The sequence below is a fragment of the Pseudomonas graminis genome (assembly GCF_001705435.1).
Taxonomy (GTDB): Bacteria; Pseudomonadota; Gammaproteobacteria; order Pseudomonadales; family Pseudomonadaceae; genus Aquipseudomonas; species Aquipseudomonas graminis_B.
In genome coordinates this window covers 182,660-200,763 of sequence record NZ_MDEN01000058.1, presented here as the reverse complement: position 1 = coordinate 200,763, position 18,104 = coordinate 182,660, and the positions used below count along the sequence as shown (strand labels likewise).

The following is an 18,104-nucleotide window of genomic DNA, read 5'->3' as shown; positions in this document are numbered from 1 at the left end:
TTGCGGGTACTGCTGATCAAAACTTCGTCACTGGGTGACGTGATACACACCTTGCCCGCGCTGACCGACGCCATGGGCGCGCTGCCGGGCATCCAGTTCGACTGGGTGGTGGAAGAGGGCTTCTCCGAGATCCCGACCTGGCATCCGGCGGTCGCCAACGTGATTCCGGTGGCGATCCGTCGCTGGCGCAAGAACCTCTGGCAGACCGTTAAGAATGGCGAATGGCGCCAGTTCAAACAGCGCCTGCGCGACACCCGCTACGATCTGGTGATCGACGCTCAGGGCCTGCTGAAAAGTGCCTGGCTCACCCGCTATGTCAAAGCGCCTGTCGCCGGGCTGGGCAAGACTTCTGCGCGCGAGCCCATGGCCGCTCGTTTCTACGATCGCCCCTACGCCGTTGCCCGGGGCCAGCATGCGGTAGAGCGCTTGCGTCAGCTGTTCGGCCAGGCGCTGGGCTATCAGGTGCCTGCGGGACTGGGCGATTACGGCCTTGATCGCAGCCGCCTGCTCACTGCCACACACGACGCGCCCTTCGTGCTGTTCCTGCATGGCACCACGTGGGACACCAAGCACTGGCCCGAGCTGTATTGGCGACAATTGGCCGAACGCATGATCGGCCAAGGACTGGAAGTGCGACTGCCGTGGGGCAACCCGGTCGAGAAGGCGCGTGCCGAGCGCATTGCCGATGGCCTTGATAATGCCGTCGTGTTGCCCAAACTCAATCTGGCAGGGGTTGCTCGCGTACTGGCGAGCGCCCAGGGCTGCGTCGCCGTTGATACCGGTCTTGGTCATCTGGCGGCCGCACTGGACGTACCGACGCTTTCGTTGTTCGGCCCGACCAATCCGGGTCTGACCGGCGCCTACGGCCGGTCGCAGGTTCATCTGGCGGCCGATTACCCCGCCTGCGCGCCGTGCCTGCAAAAGAAATGCACCTACCGACCGACGCCTGAAGATCAGCGTCAGGTCGATACCGAACGCGAGTGGCCCATGTGCTTTACTCGCCTGAATCCCGAGCGGGTAGCGAACCAGTTAGGCGCGCTATTGCTGGCAAAGGAACATCCCTGATGCAACTGGCATTCGTGCTTTATAAATACTTCCCCTTCGGCGGCCTGCAGCGTGACTTCATGCGCATCGCCCTGGAGTGCCAGCAGCGCGGCCATAAAATCCGCGTCTACACGCTGATCTGGGAGGGCGACGTGCCGCCCGGCTTCGAAGTGCTGGTGGCGCCGGTCAAGGCGATCTTCAACCACCGCCGCAACGAAAAGCTCACCGACTGGATGAATGCCGACCTGGCCAAGCGTCCCGTGGACCGGTTGATCGGCTTCAACAAGATGCCCGGTCTGGACGTGTACTACGCCGCCGATGGCTGCTACGAAGACAAGGCCCAGAACCTGCGCCACGGCCTGTACAAATACTGGGGCCGCTACCGTCACTTCGCCGACTACGAACGCGCGGTGTTCGGCAAAGACGCCAAGACCGAAGTGCTGATGATCTCCGAGGTGCAGCAGCCGCTTTTCATCAAGCATTACGACACGCCGCTCGCGCGCTTTCATCTGCTGCCGCCGGGGATCTCTCAGGACCGCCGCGCACCGCCGAATGCGGCTGAAATCCGCGCTGAATTCCGTCGCGAGTTCAAGCTGGCCGACGATGACCTGTTGCTCGTGCAGATCGGCTCCGGCTTCAAGACCAAGGGCGTCGACCGCAGCCTCAAGGCGCTGGCGGCGCTGCCTGCTGAACTGAAAAAACGCACGCGACTGTTTGTCATCGGCCAGGACGACCCCAAGGTATTCCAGCTGCAAAGCACGACGCTGGGCCTGGGCGATCACGTCACCTTCATGAAAGGGCGCAGCGACATTCCGCGTTTTCTGTTGGGCGCCGACCTGTTGATTCATCCGGCGTACAACGAAAACACCGGCACCGTGCTGCTTGAAGCGCTGGTGGCGGGTCTTCCGGTGCTGGTCAGCGCGGTGTGCGGCTACGCCCATTACATCGCCGAGGCCGACAGCGGTCTGGTGCTCGATGAGCCGTTCGAACAGAACCAGCTCAATCAGTACCTGGCCCGCATCCTCAAGGACGACGCCGCGCGCAGCACCTGGAGCCGCAACGGGCTGACATTCGCCGACACGGCTGATCTTTACAGCATGCCGCAGCACGCTGCGGATGTGATTCTGGCGGAGCACCACGGATGAAACTGATCCTTGCTGAACCCTTCAAGAGCCTCTGGGCCGGGCGCGATGCGTTCGAAGCCGTCGAGGCGCTTGAAGGCCAGGTCTATCGCGAGCTCGAAAACCGGCGCACGTTGCGTACCGAGGTCAACGGGCGCGGTTACTTCGTCAAGATCCATCGCGGCATCGGCTGGGGTGAAGTGGCGAAGAACCTGCTGACCGCCAAACTGCCGGTGCTCGGCGCGGGTCAGGAGTGGGACGCGGTCAACCGTCTGCATGAAGTCGGCGTGCCGACCATGACCGCTGTGGCGTACGGCGAGCGCGGCAACAATCCAGCCACGCAGCATTCGTTCATCATCACCGAAGAACTGGCGCCGACCGAGAGCCTGGAAGACGTCAGCCTCAACTGGCGCACCGAGCCGCCCGAGCCGCGCATGAAGCGCGCGTACATCGCTGAAGTCGCTCGGCTGGTGGGCATGATGCACCGCGCCGGGGTTAATCATCGCGACTGCTACATCTGTCATTTTCTGCTGCACACCGACACGCCGGTCACGCCTGATGATTTCAGGCTCTCGGTGATCGACCTGCACCGCGCCCAGACGCGCCCGGCGATTACCCAGCGGTGGCGCAACAAAGACCTCGCCGCGCTGTATTTCTCGGCGATGGACATCGGCCTGACCCGGCGCGACAAACTGCGCTTTCTCAAGGGCTATTTCCAGCAGCCGCTGCGGCAGATCCTGGCCCAGGAATCGGCGCTGTTGAGCTGGCTTGAAGGCAAGGCCGAGAAGCTCTATCAGCGCAAACTGCGTTACGGGGATGCGCTCTGATGGCGGGTTGGAAGCTGGAGCCTGGCTACGCCGCGCTGACGGACGACTTCGGCACCCTCGACGCCGTGTTCGCCCTCAAAGGCGAGCGGCTGACCCGCGATCCGTTGTCCGAAGTCATCCGCGTCGAACGCGGTGGCGTGAACTACTACGTCAAGCGCTACGTCGCGGCGGGCAAGGGTTTGCGCCGGTATCTGGGACGGCCACGGGTCAAGTCCGAATGGCAGAACCTCAAGCGCTTCGCCAAGTGGGGCATTCCGACGGCAGAAGTCGTCGCCTGGGGCCTGGAGCGCAACGGCGCTGCGTATGATCGCGGCGCGCTGATCACCCGCGAGCTGCCGCGCACCGAAGATTTGTCCGAACTGGCGCGGGTCAACGACACGCGCCTGGACAGCCGTTCATGGGTCAACGGCGTCAGCCAGCAGGTGGCGCGTTACACCCGAACCATGCACGACCATCACTTCACCCATAACGATCTGAAGTGGCGCAACTTGCTGGTGGACGATCAGGCAACGGTGTTCTTGATCGACTGCCCCAACGGGGCGTTCTGGGTCAGCTTCATGCTGCGCTACCGGATCACCAAAGACCTTGCGTGCCTGGACAAGGTGGCTAAATATCATCTGTCGGCCACTCAGCGTCTGCGCTTCTATCTGCAATACCGTGGGCGCGAACGCTTGAACGAATCAGACAAAAAGCGCATCCGCCACATCGTCAGTTTTTTTGAGGGTCGTGAATGAGTGTTTTCATTGCTGACGCCGACAGGGGGCTGCTGGAGCGGCACGGTCTGGCGGACTTCGATGCGTTGTGGAACGTCGAACTCGACGCGGTGGATGAACCCAACACCGGTCGCGGCGGCTGGAGCAGTGTGTTTCGCCTGGAGCTGGAAGGCTCCGGTTATTACCTCAAGCGCCAGAGCAACTACCTGACGTACACCCTGCATCACCCGTTCGGCGAGCCTTCGTTTTCCCGGGAGTTTCGCAACATCAGCCTGTATCAGAAGCTGGGCATTCCGGCGCTGCATGCGGTGTTTTACGCCGACAGGAAAGTCGACGGCGAGCGCCGCGCGATTCTCATGACCCGGGCGCTGGATGGCTGGACCGACCTGGACACGCTGTTGCAGGACTGGCACGAGCGGCCGGCCACCGAGCGTCTGGCGATTCTGCAGGCCTGCGGGCAACTGGCGCGCACGCTGCACAAGGCCGGGCAGGTGCATGGCTGTTTCTATCCCAAGCATATTTTCATGCGTGCGCGGGGCGGCGAGTATATGGCGCAGCTGATCGACCTGGAGAAGACGCGCAAGTCGATCTTCGGCCAGCGCGACCGGGTCAAGGACATCGAGCCTTTGCTACGCCGCGCACCGGTCTGGGACGAGACGGAAATCCGCGAACTGCTCGCCGCTTATCTGCACGCCCCGACCGACAGCGGGCTGGTTGACGCTTGGTGGCAGCGGGTTGCCAAGCGGGGCAGTCACAAGCGCCGTGACCGGTGATTTCCGGTTTTGATGCACACGAGATTCACTGCCTGTCAGATCTGTAATCTGGACAGGCTTGATCAAAGAGGGCGCCGATGCGTTTGTCTGAACTGAAAAACGCCGGTCGCACTCCGGCGCTGCCGATGAACATTGCGCTGGAGGATGCGGCCGGTCCTGCCGAGCTGCAATTGCTCAGCCTGCTGCGCGTCCTGCCCGGGCAACGCTACGTCGGCGCGGGCATCTGGCGCGGACGCACGGTCCTGGCCAAGCTGCTGGTCGGGCCGAAAGCCCCGCGGCATTTCCAGCGCGAGCGCGACGGCGTGCAGGCTTTGGCAAAGCAAGGCTTGCCGACGCCGTTGCTCTTGGCCGACGGGCTGCAGGAAGGTGAGGGCGGCTGGCTGCTGTTCGAGTTTCTGGATCAGGCCGAAAGTCTGGGCGATGCCTGGAAATCGGTGGAAGCGCTGCCGTCGCTGGCCGATGAACAACAGTCGGTGCTCGGCGATGCGCTCGCCGTTGTGGGCCAGATGCACGCCAAAGGCCTGTGGCAGGAAGACCTGCACCTGGACAATCTGCTGCGTCAGGGCTCGACCTTGTACGTGATCGACGGCGCAGGCATTCGCGTCGAGGAAGCCGGCAAGCCGTTGTCGCGGCAAAAAGTGCTGGAAAACCTCGGCGTGTTCTTCGCCCAGTTGCCGAAGTCGCTGGAGCCGTTCACCGAAGAATTACTGGTCTATTACCTGCTGAGCAATGGCGAGCATGGCTTGCCGGTCGAGGCGCTGCAAAAGCAGATCGACAAGGTGCGCAGTTGGCGCTTGCGGGATTACCTGATCAAGATCGGCCGTGAATGCAGCCTGTTCAGCGTCGAAGACGGGCCGTTCGCCCTGCGCGCGATTCGTCGCGAGGAAGTGGCGTCGATGTTGCCGGTGTTGGAAAAGGCCGACGTGCTGGTCGAGGGCGGTCATCTGTACAAGACCGGTGGTGCGGCCAGCGTCGCCAAGGTAGACGTCGCCGGCCGCGAGCTGGTGATCAAGCGCTACAACATCAAGAACCTGGCGCACTGGCTCAAACGTTTCTGGCGACCGTCCCGCGCCTGGCACTCATGGCGCGAAGGCAATCGGCTGCGGTTCCTCGGCATCGCAACGCCCAAACCGCTGGCGCTGCTGGAAAAACGCTTCGTATGGCTGCGCCGAGAGGCGTTCCTGGTCACCGAGTTTCTGCCCGGCCCCGACATCATCGAGCGCTTTGCGCCCTACGTGGCCAGCGGCGATGCGCCGGAAGCCGAGTTGCAGGCGCTGGATCTGTTGTTTGCGCAGTTGATCCGCGAGCGCATCAGCCACGGCGATCTCAAAGGCCACAACGTGTTCTGGCACAACGATCGCTGGTCGCTCATCGATCTGGACGCCATGTGTCAGCATGGCTCCCAGACCTCGTTCGCGGCGGCGTTCGCCAAAGATCGCGCGCGCTTCATGCGCAACTGGCCGGCGGACAGCGCGCTGCACCAGTTGCTGGAGCAGCGCATTCCGACGGTTTCAAAAGCGCCGGACTGACCCGTCAGCTCACGTGATTGAGGTTCATCTCCACCAATGCGTCGATCAGGGCCTGCACGTCATCGAACGGCTGACGATTGACCTGCGGCCATGACTCGCGCTCGACGTAGGCTTTGCCCGCGGTATTGAAGCGCACCGGCGTGTGCTTGAGCGTGCGGTCCCTTGAGCGATGCACGATCGTTGGCCGCAAGGCCACGGATTCGTCGAGCAGGAACATGCCTGGACTGTGCAATCTGCCGCCCACCGGGGTCGCGAGTTGAGGTCGCGCGGGCAGTTCGATCTCCACGCGGAAGTCATTCTTCACCAGCACCGGCTCGTGTCCCAGCCCCGCAGCGACCTGTTCACCCGGATCGATCATGATGCCGCGCGCCTTGCCCGGGGCCACGTCCATCACCCGCACGCCAATCCCTTGCTCCAGTTCAGCGATGCCCGGCACGCTGTTCTTGAACGTGTTGGCATGGCTTTCACCCACCAGGGCAATCCACTTGTGAGGCCCCATCACCTGCTGGTGCTTGCGTATCGTACGAGACGCAAAATAGCTGAGCACCTGTTGGCGCGTGGTGTTGGAGCTGCTCGGCAAATGGCGGATGAAGTAGCTGGCGGTGCAGTCGATGGCACGGATTTCAATGCCGTGCCGCTTGGCCTGAATCACCAGGTTCTCAAATGAGTAAGCGCCAGTCGGGTCTGTCAGAAATGTTCTGTCCATGCGCTTGAGGTCGTGCAGCAGACGTTTGCTCATCAGCCCGGTTTCAGCGAAGCGATCAAGATCGGCTTGGTGGAGGTCGGTCAACAGGTGCTCCATGTACAGCGTGCGCACGTCCTGGCGCGCCAGATGTTCCATGTTGTCGAGGATGAAGCGCTTGCTGGCGCGTGCCGAATGGGATTCCCCGATGACCACGCCGGACGTGTTCTCGTACAACTCTTCGATGAACATGCTTAACGGCGTGTCGGCTTTTACTTCAGGCAACATCACGCGTTCAGGCAGGGCGAGGTTGAGCACCGAGCGCGCGTCTTTTTGCAGCGTATTCGCCAATTCGAAGAACCGTTCACGCACCTCGATCAAATGACTTTCGATGAAAGAGTAATCAGGATTCAGGCCTCTGTGACGGAAGTGAGCAAGGTCATGGAAGATGCTCTGCATGTCGCCAGGCAGTTGATAGCGGTCATCGATCAGTGACTGCTGAATGGCGCCCAGAGGATAGTCGCTGCTCCAGTTCGCCGCCTCGGCGCGGGTCCAGTAACCGGCCGGATTCCATTCAAAGCCGTGCTCGCCGATGTACGGGTTTACCTCGCTTCTGCGATGGGAAACGATGGCGCGGCGGTTAGGGTCCAGGCCCCACTCCATGGGCGAGCGTCGTTCGAAAAAGCTGTAAAGCGCGTCGTCCAGTGACGTGCCGGCCGGACTGTCGGGCGACGATGCGCCGGCCACGTTGTGGACAGTCGGGTTGCCGATCTGCACTTTGAAATCTGCGCGCGAGGCAGCGCTGCTGATAACGGCATCGCTGTCCAGGGATATCTGGGGTGGTGTGCCCACCGGTACGTCTTCGACGCGCACGCTGAGTACCCCTTGCAGTTCACTGATACCCGGCTGTTGCTGCCAGGTGTTGGCGGTGCGGTGGTCGAGCAGCGCGATCCAGCGCCTGCCAGGATGCGTCTGCACGTCGCCACTGATCACTTTGTGACCAAAGAAAACCGCCATCTTTTGCGGCGCAAGGGCGTCACCAGCAGCGGACGCCACTTCGTTATCGGCGTAGTCATAGCTGACCGAGGAGCTGAACGGCCGAACGTCGATGCCGTTTCGATGGGCCGCTTTGATCAGATGGTAGTAGTCGTATCGGTCGCTGCCGTTCTTGAGTGCGCCCTCATTCACGGTCTCCAGATAATGCTTGAGCATGTGGGAGCCGCTGCGCGTCTTGCTGCCGAGCGCTTTGTATTTCTGCAGCTTGTGCGTGTGCTGGTCGGTCTGCAGATGCTCGATGTACAGCACCTCGACTTTGCGCTCTGCCAGCAACGGCATGTTGTCGATCAGCAGTTGCTTGCTGGCGATGGACGTCGGTGCCTCACCAATCACCAGGCCGCTCGATTTCTCAAGTACTGCATCAAAGAAGCCCTGGGTCGTCACGCCATCTGCCAGCACTGGCAGCTCGGGTTTGCCCGGGAGGGGCGGCTGCTCGAAGAACGCTTTCGCATCGCGGTACAGATTCTGGCGCAGGGTCCTGTAGGTCGAGCGACCGCCCTGGAAAATGTCGTCGAAAAATTCATGCAGACCAAACGGGCCTTCTTCAAAGTGTTCAGCCTGCTTTGGGCTGACGATGCCGAAGACGTAGGGCTGCAGCGATTCCGGCATTTCGTAATCGCTCAAGTCACCCACCGCCGTGGAGGGGCCCGCCGGGGTTTCGTCCAGTCGGCGGAATGAAGGCAGAACGCCGCCGCGCAACCGCGCTGGCTCAAGCAGTTGCCAGTGCCCCTGGCTGTTGAGGCGCACCGTTTGGCGGCCAAAGAAGGCGAACGGGTTACGCGGATCGACGATCTGCCAAATGGCGAGCCGGGCGTCGTACTGGACCTGGTAGGTCTGGCCCTGCAGGGAAATGTAGCAATTCCCGCGAACGACGCTGACACCCTGCCCGTGCGGACGGGTCAGAGGCACGGCGTCCGCCAGAGAGACCTCAACGGCGTGAAGCGGATGGACGAGTGTGTCTGCGGCGCGCACCGGCGGGTTGTCCTGCTGCAAGGCTCTCCACACACCTGTCACATCGGTTTGCGCATAACGCCCGGTGGGCTGAAGCGTTTCGGGGATCAGCGCGCGGGTTCTGTGGAGCGGAACGTGGCGGTTGGCAGATTGTGGCGGGGCCCAGAAGAGTTCGTTCTCCACCACGATCGGTTGCAGCGTCTCATCGGTGGCATGGGCAACCGACCGGGCATACCTGCCGCCCGCATTTTGGTCGGTCAGGTCTTTGAGCACGCCGCCCAATCCTTTCATTCCCGAGTGCAGATCACCCGCAGCGCCCGCCGTGTTCAGCCAGGCGCTGAGCACGTAGAAGCTGGCGGTCGCGTGATCCCGCTCGTCGAGGGCTTGCAGTGCGCGATAGCCGTCAGCGCCCGCGATGACCATGCCGACGGCAAAGCTGGCAGGGGGGAAGGGCAAGGTCACTGCGGTCGCGATCAGCTCCAGGCTGCTCCAGACCTGTCGGCAGAGCATGTCGGCACGACCGGTCGTGGTGTCCTCGACATCGCGGATCTTGCGCTCGATGACGTGGTTGAAGCACACCTCGTGGAGGTTGCTGAACGGCTTGCTCGGCAACGCAGGTTTGTGACCGCCGCCTTTCTTCAGTTCAGCCAGGGCAAATGCCAGCGGCATCCCGGCCTTCACACGGGCGCGCTTCAAGTAGTAGTCGCCCATGCCCGGGCTCAGCAGGGTGTTGCTGAAAGTACTTAGCAGTCGGAAGGCGCGGCCATCGGGCGCCTGAGGCGTATACAGCGTTACCTGCCCCAGCGTGCTCGCCTCGGGCGGTGTTAGCAGGAAACAGCCTTGAATGGTCTCGGCGCGTGAGGCGACGCCCATCACGTCCACATTCAACTTCAGTGGGTAGACGGGGTAGTGCAGGCGCTCCGCGGGGCTGCCCTGATGCATGTTGAGAATGGAAGTGCTAAGCCAGCGCAGTTGTGAAGCGTCGATGTGTCCCTGGAGAAAACTGCGCAGCGCGTCAGCGCGCATTTGCAGCTGTATCAGCACCAGGCTGTGTTGACGGCGCCAGTCATAACCCTCGCTGTCGGGCGCCAGCAGCTGCTGACGAATCATCGTGATGTACTGATCGGACAACCACTGGCCACGAACCGAACCGGCGACTTTCTCCGGACTCAGTGGCGTAAGGTCGATGCCCTCGGGGCCGCTGAAGGTGGCGGTGGTGTCGGCAGACGCCTTGAGCAGCCCAAGCGTGTCGTCGTAACCGTCGCGCAGCATCTGGGTGTAGGACAGGGTTTCGCGGGGCGTATGAATGATGATTCGGTCAGGGTCCACCGTGGCGGGCGGCAGACCAAGTAGCTCGTTGATCTTGCGGGTGGCTGTCTGATGGGCGTAGGCGTCGAACTCGGTCACCTGCGTGTGCGGAGCGGCCTGATAGATTTCACCTGCACCCACAATCGCATCTTCCAGTGCTACCAGTTGCCTGCGGTGTTCGGCGGAGGCTCGCAGGAACCAGTCAGGCGTGTGCAGCCGTTGTTCGGACAGTTTCACCTTTACCCGTGCCGACACCAGTGCGCGCAAACCGGCGTTGTAATCGGGCAGGGTCGCGTAGCTGATCCAGTCCTGAGCCGGCGCCGGTTTTTCGCTCAAGTCGCGCAACTGGTCTTCCAGGGCTTCGCGTCTGCCGACGGTGATCTGCTCCAGCAAGAATCGACTCAGATCTGCGGACCGACTCCAGCTCACGAGTTCGCCCAGCAATTGGCGTTCGTTCTCGAAGCGGTAAAACTGCCGAGGCAGTGGGCTGTCCGGGGTAAACATCAGCAACCCGTCCGACTGCCCCGAGGCATCGAGCGTACGCAACAGCAGCACGCTGCTCAGGGTATCGTGCACATTCAGCTTGATCTGCTGAACGGCCACTGCGGGGTTTCTCGGCGCGACGGTGTCCGGATTCAGTGCCTCGATGAGGGCCAGATCGGAGGGCTGAATGTGCCCTTGCAACTCCGCACCGCGGGCTTGGGCGATGAGTTGATGATGCATGGCCTCGGCCATCAGACGCTGGGTGGTCGGCGAGCCGAGGGATTCGCGTTGCGCGGGCCCGAATCGGATCCGCAGGTCCTGCTCGTTGACGACGTCGGCGAGGTAGGCCGGCGTCAGGGCACTGTATTCAGGCTCAAGCGGCTGGCCGTTGCGGGTCAGGCGGGTGCTCATCTGGAATGCCGAACCTGGCGTTGCATCGCCCGGGTGCAGGCCGTAAAGCGCCAGCTTCGTCAGCGTACGGCTGGCTGTGAAGGGTGTACCGGTGATGGGGAGCGTTCGTTGGGTGCTGATCAGGATGTCGTCAGGATTGACGTCGATACCCAAGTCATTGGCCAGTCGCGCGCGCAGACGGCTGCGTGCGAACTGCTCCGGGGACGCGGCACCGTCCATGACGCTCATCAACACGCTGCGCGCGCGCTCGTAATTCATCAGGCCCGAGGCGTAACGCTCCCGCTGCTCGGTGCTGGCCATTTCCAGCCAGCCGGGGCGTGCGCGGCGTTGATCGCGGTGGGCGCGGCGTTCCTCTGCGGCGGCAATGGCGCCGTCGGGGCCCCAGGATTTCGGCTGGTGGAGCAAGTCTTCAAGTCGGGCCTGAAGGGTTTGATGCGACAGGTTGTGGGCGGTCGCGAACAGCGCGTCAATGTCCACACGCTGCCTGGCCAGCAGGCGATCAAAGGCATGGTCGTAGGGCGAGCCCTTGATGGGCTTCAGTTGAAAGTCCGAAGGCTGGGCCGGTTCCAGAAAGACATCGCCCCCGGATGAGATCTCGAGCCAGGCGTCGCGCGTGCTGTCTTGCATCAGGCGCAGGAGGGGCAACCGCAGAAGTGGGTGGTTGGTTCGACGGGCGAGCTCTTGGCGCAATGCTTCGTTCGACACGAAGCATTCGACGGCTTGTCCGGGCAACCAGAGCAGCGTGTGCCCCGGTTGGGCGGTCGCAACGATCGCTCCGGCGAATTCGATGCTGCGCTGTGCATCGAGCTGGAGCTCAAGTGCGCTGAACACGACATGCTCCCGAGCCTCCATGCCTGGCAGGCAGCGCGCATAGTCGCGGTGCAGTTCGCCTTCTTCGATGTTCAGCAGCAGGTCATCACGCAGGGTTAATTCGATGCAAGTCACGAACAGCTCGCGGCGCGAAATGTCACGGGCGCTGGCGTGGGCCCAAAAGCGCTCGATGGCCGAGAGCAACAACCTTTGGTGCGCCGCGCTCAGTGGCTGGGGCAGGGTATTGAGGCAAGCCTCTGCATCCGGAAGATGCTGGAGCTCGGCGTCGAGTACGGTGGCCAGCGTCGTTAGCCGATCCAGCGCCGGCGGGTTGGGTGAAAATGTTTCCATGGCGTTAAGCATTCCTGAGTGAGCTCCGCGCAAAATGGCAGGCGCGAGCCGGGCGAGAGCCCGATGATTCGTCGAGCGATCAATCAATCAGAACGCCGGAGCGCGTGGTGCTAAATAGTTAACGCACGGGATGAGGAGCGAACCTGTAGGCCCGCCTCCAGCCGGGAAGGCGTCGGGTGTCACACCGCAGAATCGAGGGTGTCAATGCGGGCCTCTTCCCGGCTAAAGCCGGTCCTACGCATGCATCGCGCGGCACTTCATTCCCTGCGACCACTTCCAGAGCCATTACGCTATAATCCCGCCCTTTAGCTGTCTGCCGCCGTGGCGCCAGACACACCTTATTTGTCAGGCGCGTGATGCCTGCATGCAGACTTAAGAGGCTAGACCCTAGTGGCATTGACGATCCTTGGCCTGTCCGGCGCCCTTAGCCATGATCCTTCCGCAGCCCTGTACATCGACGGCAAGCTGGTTGCTGCGGCCGAAGAAGAGCGTTTCGTTCGCGACAAGCATGCCAAGAACCGCATGCCCTATGAATCAGCGAAGTTCTGCCTCGAACAAGCGGGCATCAAGCCTTCCGATGTCGACGTCGTCGCCATTCCTTTCGCGCCCATCAGCCTGTTCGGCGAAGCGCGCTGGCACTACGCCAAACGCTACTGGTATGCCCCGGACCGCGCACTCGACGCGATCCTGATGGGCAACCGCCGCTACAAGCGCTATCGCAACAAGATCGTCTGGTGCCTGGAACAACTCGGTTTCGATCCGAAAAAGATCAAGATCGAACCCGTCGAGCACCACCTGGCTCACGCATCGAGCGCTTATCACTGCTCCGGTTTCCAAGAGAAAACCGCGATCCTCGGCATCGACGGCAAGGGCGAGTACGCCACCACCTTCTTCGGCTACGGCGAAAACGGCAAGATCCACAAGATCAAGGAATTCTTCGACCCGGATTCCCTCGGCGGCCTGTATGGCGCGATCACCGAATTCCTCGGTTTCGAGATGCTCGACGGCGAATTCAAAGTCATGGGCATGGCGCCGTACGGCGACGCGACCAAATACGATTTCTCCCGTCTGGCCACCTTTGAAAACGGCGAACTGGTGATCAACACCGAATACGCCAACGTCATTGGTCTGCGCCGTTACAAAGAGAAGGGCAAAGGCTTCTACTTCTCGCCGAAACTGATCGAGTGGCTGGGTCCCAAGCGCGAAGGCGATATCGCCGACGAGCCGTACATCCATTACGCCGCCAGCATGCAGGCGCTGTTCGAGAAGCTGTCGCTGCAGATGATCGACCACTATCTGGGTGACATCCTCAAGGAAACCGGCAAGCTCGCCTTCGCTGGCGGCTGTGCGCTGAACGTCAAACTGAACCAGAAGATCATCGCGCGCCCTGACGTCAAAGAGCTGTTCGTTCAGCCGGCGTCGGGTGATGCCGGCACTGCTGTGGGTGCTGCCGCCTACGTTTCCCACGCTCGCGGCGTGCCGGTCGAGAAGATGGAACACGTCTACCTCGGCCCGTCCTACAGCAACGAAGACGTTATCGCCGCCTGCGCCCGCCACCCGAGCAAGCCGGCCTGGCGCCAGATCGACAACACCCCCGAGCGCATCGCCAAGATCATGGTCGCGGGCAATCCGGTGGCCTGGTTCCAGGGCCGCATGGAGTTCGGCCCACGCGCCCTCGGTGGTCGTTCGATCATCGGCTGCCCGAGCGTCGCCGGCGTGGCCGATCGCATCAACCATCAGATCAAGTTCCGCGAGCGCTGGAGGCCGTTCTGCCCGTCGATGCTCGACACCGTCGCCCCGCAGATGATCAAGATCGATCACCCGGCGCCGTTCATGACCTTCACTTTCGAAGTGGCGGAAGAGTGGAAAACCCGTGTGCCGGAAGTCGTCCACGAAGACGGTACGTCCCGCGCCCAGGTGCTCAAGCGCGAGTACAACCCGCGTTACTACGACATGATGAAGGCGCTCGAAGACCTGACCGGCAACGGTGTCTCGCTCAACACGTCGCTCAACCGCCGCGGCGAGCCAATGATCTGCTCGCCGACCGACGCGCTGAACATGTTCTTTGGCTCGGATCTGGAGTACCTGATCATGGAAGACATTCTGGTGGTCAAAGACGGCGTGGACACCCATGACACGCTCAGCTGAGCGTCATGTTTTACAGTTCTGCCACGGCTATGACGGGCCGTTCCTCGACTGCGCCCGTCAATACGCCAGCCTGTTCGTGGGCAGGGGATACCGGGTCACCACGGTATTCCTGACCGGCGCCGCCGATGCCGACGTTGCAGCCAGCTGCGCGTCGGACGAAGTGCTGTTCATGGAGTACAGCTCCAAAGCCATTGGTGGCATGAAGGTGGGAGCCATTCGCGATCTGCGCAAGATCGCGGCGTCGCGCAGTTTTCAGTTTTGCATCACCCACCGTTTCAAGCCGACCTACATCGCCCTCGTCGCGACTCGCTTGCCGGTGATCGGTGTTCATCATGCGTTTGGTGATTACCGCCGCCGCAGCCGCAAGGTGCTGGCTAACCTGTTCCGCTCCCGTTTGAGCCTGCTCGGCGTGTCTGATGCCGTGCGCGATGACATACGCAAGTGCCTCCCCAAGTGGCCGGCCGAGCGTATCCAGACCCTCTACAACCGCATCGATGTCGATCAGCTCAGCGCTACGCTGCTGTCCCGCGAAGAGGCCCGCGACGCATTGGGCCTGGCGCAGGAGGCGTGGGTGGTCGGCAATGTCGGTCGGCTGCACCCTGACAAGGACCAGTCGACGCTCCTTCGCGGTTTCGCCCAGGCGTTGCCCGACCTGCCCGCTGACAGCCAGCTGGTGATTCTCGGTCAGGGCCGACTGGAGCAAGACCTCAAGCACCTGGCAGTCGAGTTGGGCATCGGCCACGAGGTCATGCTGGCGGGGCAAGTGACCCAGGCCAGCCGCTACTTCAAGGCCTTCGACGTATTCGCGCTGAGTTCCGATCACGAGCCCTTCGGCATGGTCTTGCTCGAAGCCATGGTGGCCGGTGTGCCGCTGCTGGCCACAGCCTGTGGCGGCGCGAAGGAAGTCGTCGAAGGCGTGGGCATTCTGTTCCCCCTGGGCGGTGCCGAGCCGTTGGCTCAAGGGCTGGTACATCTTTCGCGGATGGACGCCGAACTGCGCCAGTCCTGCGCGGATGCGATGCTGCAGCGGCTGCGCGACCGTTTCAGCGACGAGGCGGTAAAAGCGGTTTTCTGGCAGCTGCCGCAAGTCGTCGCGCTCACTTCGGAAACCTGATTTCACTCGAACCGCTGGCAGCCATTGGCCTCTGATAGCAATGAACACCCGGCTGCATAGCACAGGATATGGATTGGAATGGTTGTAAAAAATTTGCCGGCACGTGCGGGGTACATTGCAGGTTTACTGCTTGCAGTGGTGATGCTGATCATATTTCTCGGGCCGTTCTGGTGGCCCGGTGAGTCAAGTTCCTGGGCTGCGTTCATTCGCGCGGCGCTGGTCATTGCCTTGCTCTGCGCCGCGCCGGCGCTGAGTCGGCGGTCATTTTCAGTCAGTCCGCTGACGTATACCGTCCTGCTACTGTTCGCCTATATGCTGATCAACAGCCTCCTGGCCGACGACGACATGAAATCCCTGCGTCGGCTTCTGCTCATTCTCGTGTTTTTCATCGGCGTTGGCGTGATACGGGCGAGCGGCACCTTCGACTGGGAAAAAATCCTCAAGATCTCGGTGGCGGTGGTCGCCCTGTTCGCCGGGTTTTCGATGCTCAATCTCGCCATTCACGGCGCCTTTGTTCTGGGCTATCGGCAGATGTCACTGGCCGGCTCGGGCGTGACCGATGTGGCCGACTTCGGCAACACCATCGTTGCCGGCATGAACTACGGCTTGTTTCTGCTGGCCGGGGTCTGGCTGACGCTACGTTCACGGCGTCGTGCCGAAATCGCTCTCTGGTTGCTGTGCTGCGCCCTTATTGCCACCTACATCTACTTCACGTTCGCGCGCAGCGCCTGGCTGGCTTCATCGGTCGGCGGTCTGGTGCTGCTCGGCACCATGACCAGCGGCAAACTGCGCCGCAACATTCTCATCCCGGCGGCTATCGTCATCGCGCTCGTGCTCATATTCGGCTTCAGCGAGCTGGCGTACGAAGTGCAGACCCGCGGCGTGACGGGGCGCAACGAAGTCTGGCTGGCGGTGTTCGAGCGACTGGCCGGGCACTGGTGGTTCGGGGTTGGCGCCGGTACGCCGCTGGGGGAAGTTCACCTTTCCACCGGGCAAATCGTACGCAATACCCACGGCCTGTATTTCGAGGTGCTCTACCAGTTCGGCATCGTCGGTCTGGCGCTGCTGCTGGCGACAATGCTGCACGCCGGCGCTTGTCTGGCGCGAGCGCGCAAGACCTCGGAGACCGCCCGGCTCTGGCTGGCGATCCTCTGCGCCGGTGGCGTGGTGATGACGGTCGAGCTGCACACTTTCGTTGGGTCACCCAATCTGGTGTGGGAATGGCTCTGGCTGCCGCTGGCCGGCGCCGTGGCCATCTCGCGGGAGGCGCGGCGTGCTGAGGGTTGAAGCGCGGGGCGAGCAACGCTGGCTGGTAGGGCATGATCTGGAAGTTTGCCTGCAGGACTTCGCGCATTCACGGCGTTCTGTCACAGGGCCGGTGCTGCTGCTGGCGTCCGGACCCTCGGCGAACGAGTTCCCGCTTCGCAATTACCGGAGCCTGCCGGTTGTCGCCATGAACGGCTCGATCGTGCGCTGTGTCGACGAGGGCATACGGCCTTTCTATTACCTGTGTGACGATCCGAATTTCGTCATCGGCCGGCCGGCGCTCGCACTGATGGGGGTCAGCCATGGCGAGCATCTGGCGATGAGCCTTGATGTGCTTCAGGCGATTCACGCGGCTGACGCCACTGCCCTGAACGGCAAAAAGATCTATCTGCTGGAGCGGGTCAATCGCCAGGAAGGCAAGGCCGTCATGTCAGATCGAGCCTATGCGTGGTCTATCCGTAACGACGATGAGCTGATCTCGAACTTCTCCCTGCTGCGTCGCAAGCCCAATCGTATCGGCTTCAGCCTGAACCTCAAACGAGGCTATTTCGGCAGTCGGACCATTCCTTTCGGCGCCTTGCAGCTGGTTTGCCATCTGGGGTTTTGTCAGGTGTTCGTGGTCGGAATGGACCTGCGTCAGGGCGGAGGGCGCTTTTACGAGAAGGGAGAAGCGGCTTTGCCCAGCAGCCTGGACGAGGATTTCGAGCAGTACATCCTGCCAAGCTTCGCGCTGATGGCCCGCAAGATTCTCCCAAGAACCGGCATGCAGGTGTTCAACCTATCCCGCGTCAGCCGCATGCCGGAGCGGGTTATTCCTAAAATCACCCTGCAGCGCCTCGACGAACTGCTGGGCGTCCAATCCGACGCCTCTACGCAAACAGCGCCTGCAAACGCGCCGTAAAGTGCGCGCTCCGGCCTTTGGTGTAAGCCGAAATAAAGGCCACGCCCGCATCGCTTTCCACCAGCCACGCGCGATCTTCCTTGTAGCGGAGCAGGTGTTGGAAATTGCGCAGCCGCTTCGAGTCGCTCAACGTCCTGCGCTGGCACTTCATGTCAGAGATATCGATCAGCCCCAGTTTTGACTCGGGGGTGAGGATCACGTTGCCCAGATGCAGCGAGCGGAAATAAACACCTTGATCGTGCAAGCGGGCGATGAACGCACCCAGCTCAGCCCGCAGTGGCGCGCTTTCACCGTGCTCTTTCAGCACCTGGCGGATGGTCAGGCCGGGGAGCGGCGTGTAGCGCACGCCGTCGCGGCTGATGCTGGCAATTCGGTAGGTGGCGATGACGTCCGGGCAGGGAATGCCGCGCTTTTTGAGGGCCTCGATGTTGTCGGCGAAGCGTTGCGCGTAGGGAAACAGCAAGGCCGAGCTGATCAGGCGCTTGCGGCGGAACAGTTTGAGAATGGTGCCGTCCTCAAGCAACAGAACCTTGTCACCGGATCCGTCCGCTTCGAGCACGGTGGCGTTTTCTCGCAAGGCCAGATAGGCGCTGTGTTCCATTGGGTGCATCGGCAT

General features: G+C 62.0%; 12 protein-coding genes. 10 read left to right on the top strand and 2 right to left on the bottom strand.

Annotated features, from left to right (window positions below):
- The 6 genes from waaC to BBI10_RS08075 all read left to right on the top strand — a co-directional run bounded on the left by waaC (position 1) and on the right by BBI10_RS08075 (position 6,007).
- The gene (gene waaC / locus BBI10_RS08100) at positions 1-1,065 is read left to right on the top strand and encodes a lipopolysaccharide heptosyltransferase I (RefSeq protein WP_065987856.1); all 1,065 of its coding nucleotides are present in this window, start codon (positions 1-3) and stop codon (positions 1,063-1,065) included.
- A complete protein-coding gene (locus BBI10_RS08095) occupies positions 1,065-2,189 on the top strand; it encodes a glycosyltransferase family 4 protein (protein WP_065987855.1) in 1,125 nt (374 codons plus the stop codon). The genes waaC and BBI10_RS08095 overlap by 1 nt, the downstream gene beginning before the upstream one ends.
- Positions 2,186-2,992, top strand: a complete 807-nt coding sequence (rfaP, locus tag BBI10_RS08090) for a lipopolysaccharide core heptose(I) kinase RfaP (protein WP_065987854.1) — start codon at positions 2,186-2,188, stop codon at positions 2,990-2,992. The genes BBI10_RS08095 and rfaP overlap by 4 nt, the downstream gene beginning before the upstream one ends.
- Positions 2,992-3,726 carry a lipopolysaccharide kinase InaA family protein gene (locus BBI10_RS08085; protein ID WP_065987853.1) on the top strand — a complete coding sequence of 245 codons (735 nt, stop codon included), beginning with the start codon at positions 2,992-2,994 and terminating at the stop codon, positions 3,724-3,726. Before rfaP ends, BBI10_RS08085 begins: the two co-directional genes overlap by 1 nt.
- Positions 3,723-4,478 (top strand): lipopolysaccharide kinase InaA family protein, encoded by a 756-nt coding sequence (locus BBI10_RS08080; protein ID WP_065987852.1) that lies wholly within the window; start codon positions 3,723-3,725, stop codon positions 4,476-4,478. Before BBI10_RS08085 ends, BBI10_RS08080 begins: the two co-directional genes overlap by 4 nt.
- Positions 4,479-4,555: 77 nt before the next feature.
- Positions 4,556-6,007: a lipopolysaccharide kinase InaA family protein gene (locus BBI10_RS08075; RefSeq protein ID WP_065987851.1), complete on the top strand. Its 1,452-nt coding sequence runs from the start codon at positions 4,556-4,558 to the stop codon at positions 6,005-6,007.
- 4 nt (positions 6,008-6,011) lie between these two features.
- Here the strand turns inward: BBI10_RS08075 and BBI10_RS08070 are convergent, their stop codons facing one another.
- A complete protein-coding gene (locus tag BBI10_RS08070; RefSeq protein WP_065987850.1) occupies positions 6,012-12,059 on the bottom strand; it encodes a membrane-targeted effector domain-containing toxin in 6,048 nt (2,015 codons plus the stop codon).
- 390 nt (positions 12,060-12,449) lie between these two features.
- On the opposite strand from BBI10_RS08070, the gene BBI10_RS08065 reads away from it, so the two are divergent.
- The 4 genes from BBI10_RS08065 (at position 12,450) to BBI10_RS08050 (ending at position 17,488) form a co-directional block, all read left to right on the top strand.
- Positions 12,450-14,207 carry a carbamoyltransferase family protein gene (locus BBI10_RS08065; RefSeq protein WP_065987849.1) on the top strand — a complete coding sequence of 586 codons (1,758 nt, stop codon included), beginning with the start codon at positions 12,450-12,452 and terminating at the stop codon, positions 14,205-14,207.
- Positions 14,191-15,321, top strand: coding sequence for a glycosyltransferase (locus BBI10_RS08060; protein WP_065987848.1), 1,131 nt, complete (start codon positions 14,191-14,193; stop codon positions 15,319-15,321). The genes BBI10_RS08065 and BBI10_RS08060 overlap by 17 nt, the downstream gene beginning before the upstream one ends.
- Positions 15,322-15,399: 78 nt before the next feature.
- Positions 15,400-16,608 carry an O-antigen ligase family protein gene (locus BBI10_RS08055; RefSeq protein WP_065987847.1) on the top strand — a complete coding sequence of 403 codons (1,209 nt, stop codon included), beginning with the start codon at positions 15,400-15,402 and terminating at the stop codon, positions 16,606-16,608.
- Positions 16,595-17,488, top strand: a complete 894-nt coding sequence (locus tag BBI10_RS08050) for a hypothetical protein (protein WP_083233057.1) — start codon at positions 16,595-16,597, stop codon at positions 17,486-17,488. The genes BBI10_RS08055 and BBI10_RS08050 overlap by 14 nt, the downstream gene beginning before the upstream one ends.
- Here BBI10_RS08050 and BBI10_RS08045 read toward each other — a convergent pair.
- Positions 17,457-18,098: a lipopolysaccharide kinase InaA family protein gene (locus tag BBI10_RS08045; RefSeq protein ID WP_065987846.1), complete on the bottom strand. Its 642-nt coding sequence runs from the start codon at positions 18,096-18,098 to the stop codon at positions 17,457-17,459. The two genes, BBI10_RS08050 and BBI10_RS08045, sit on opposite strands and share 32 nt — an antisense overlap.
- Positions 18,099-18,104 lie beyond the last annotated feature (6 nt).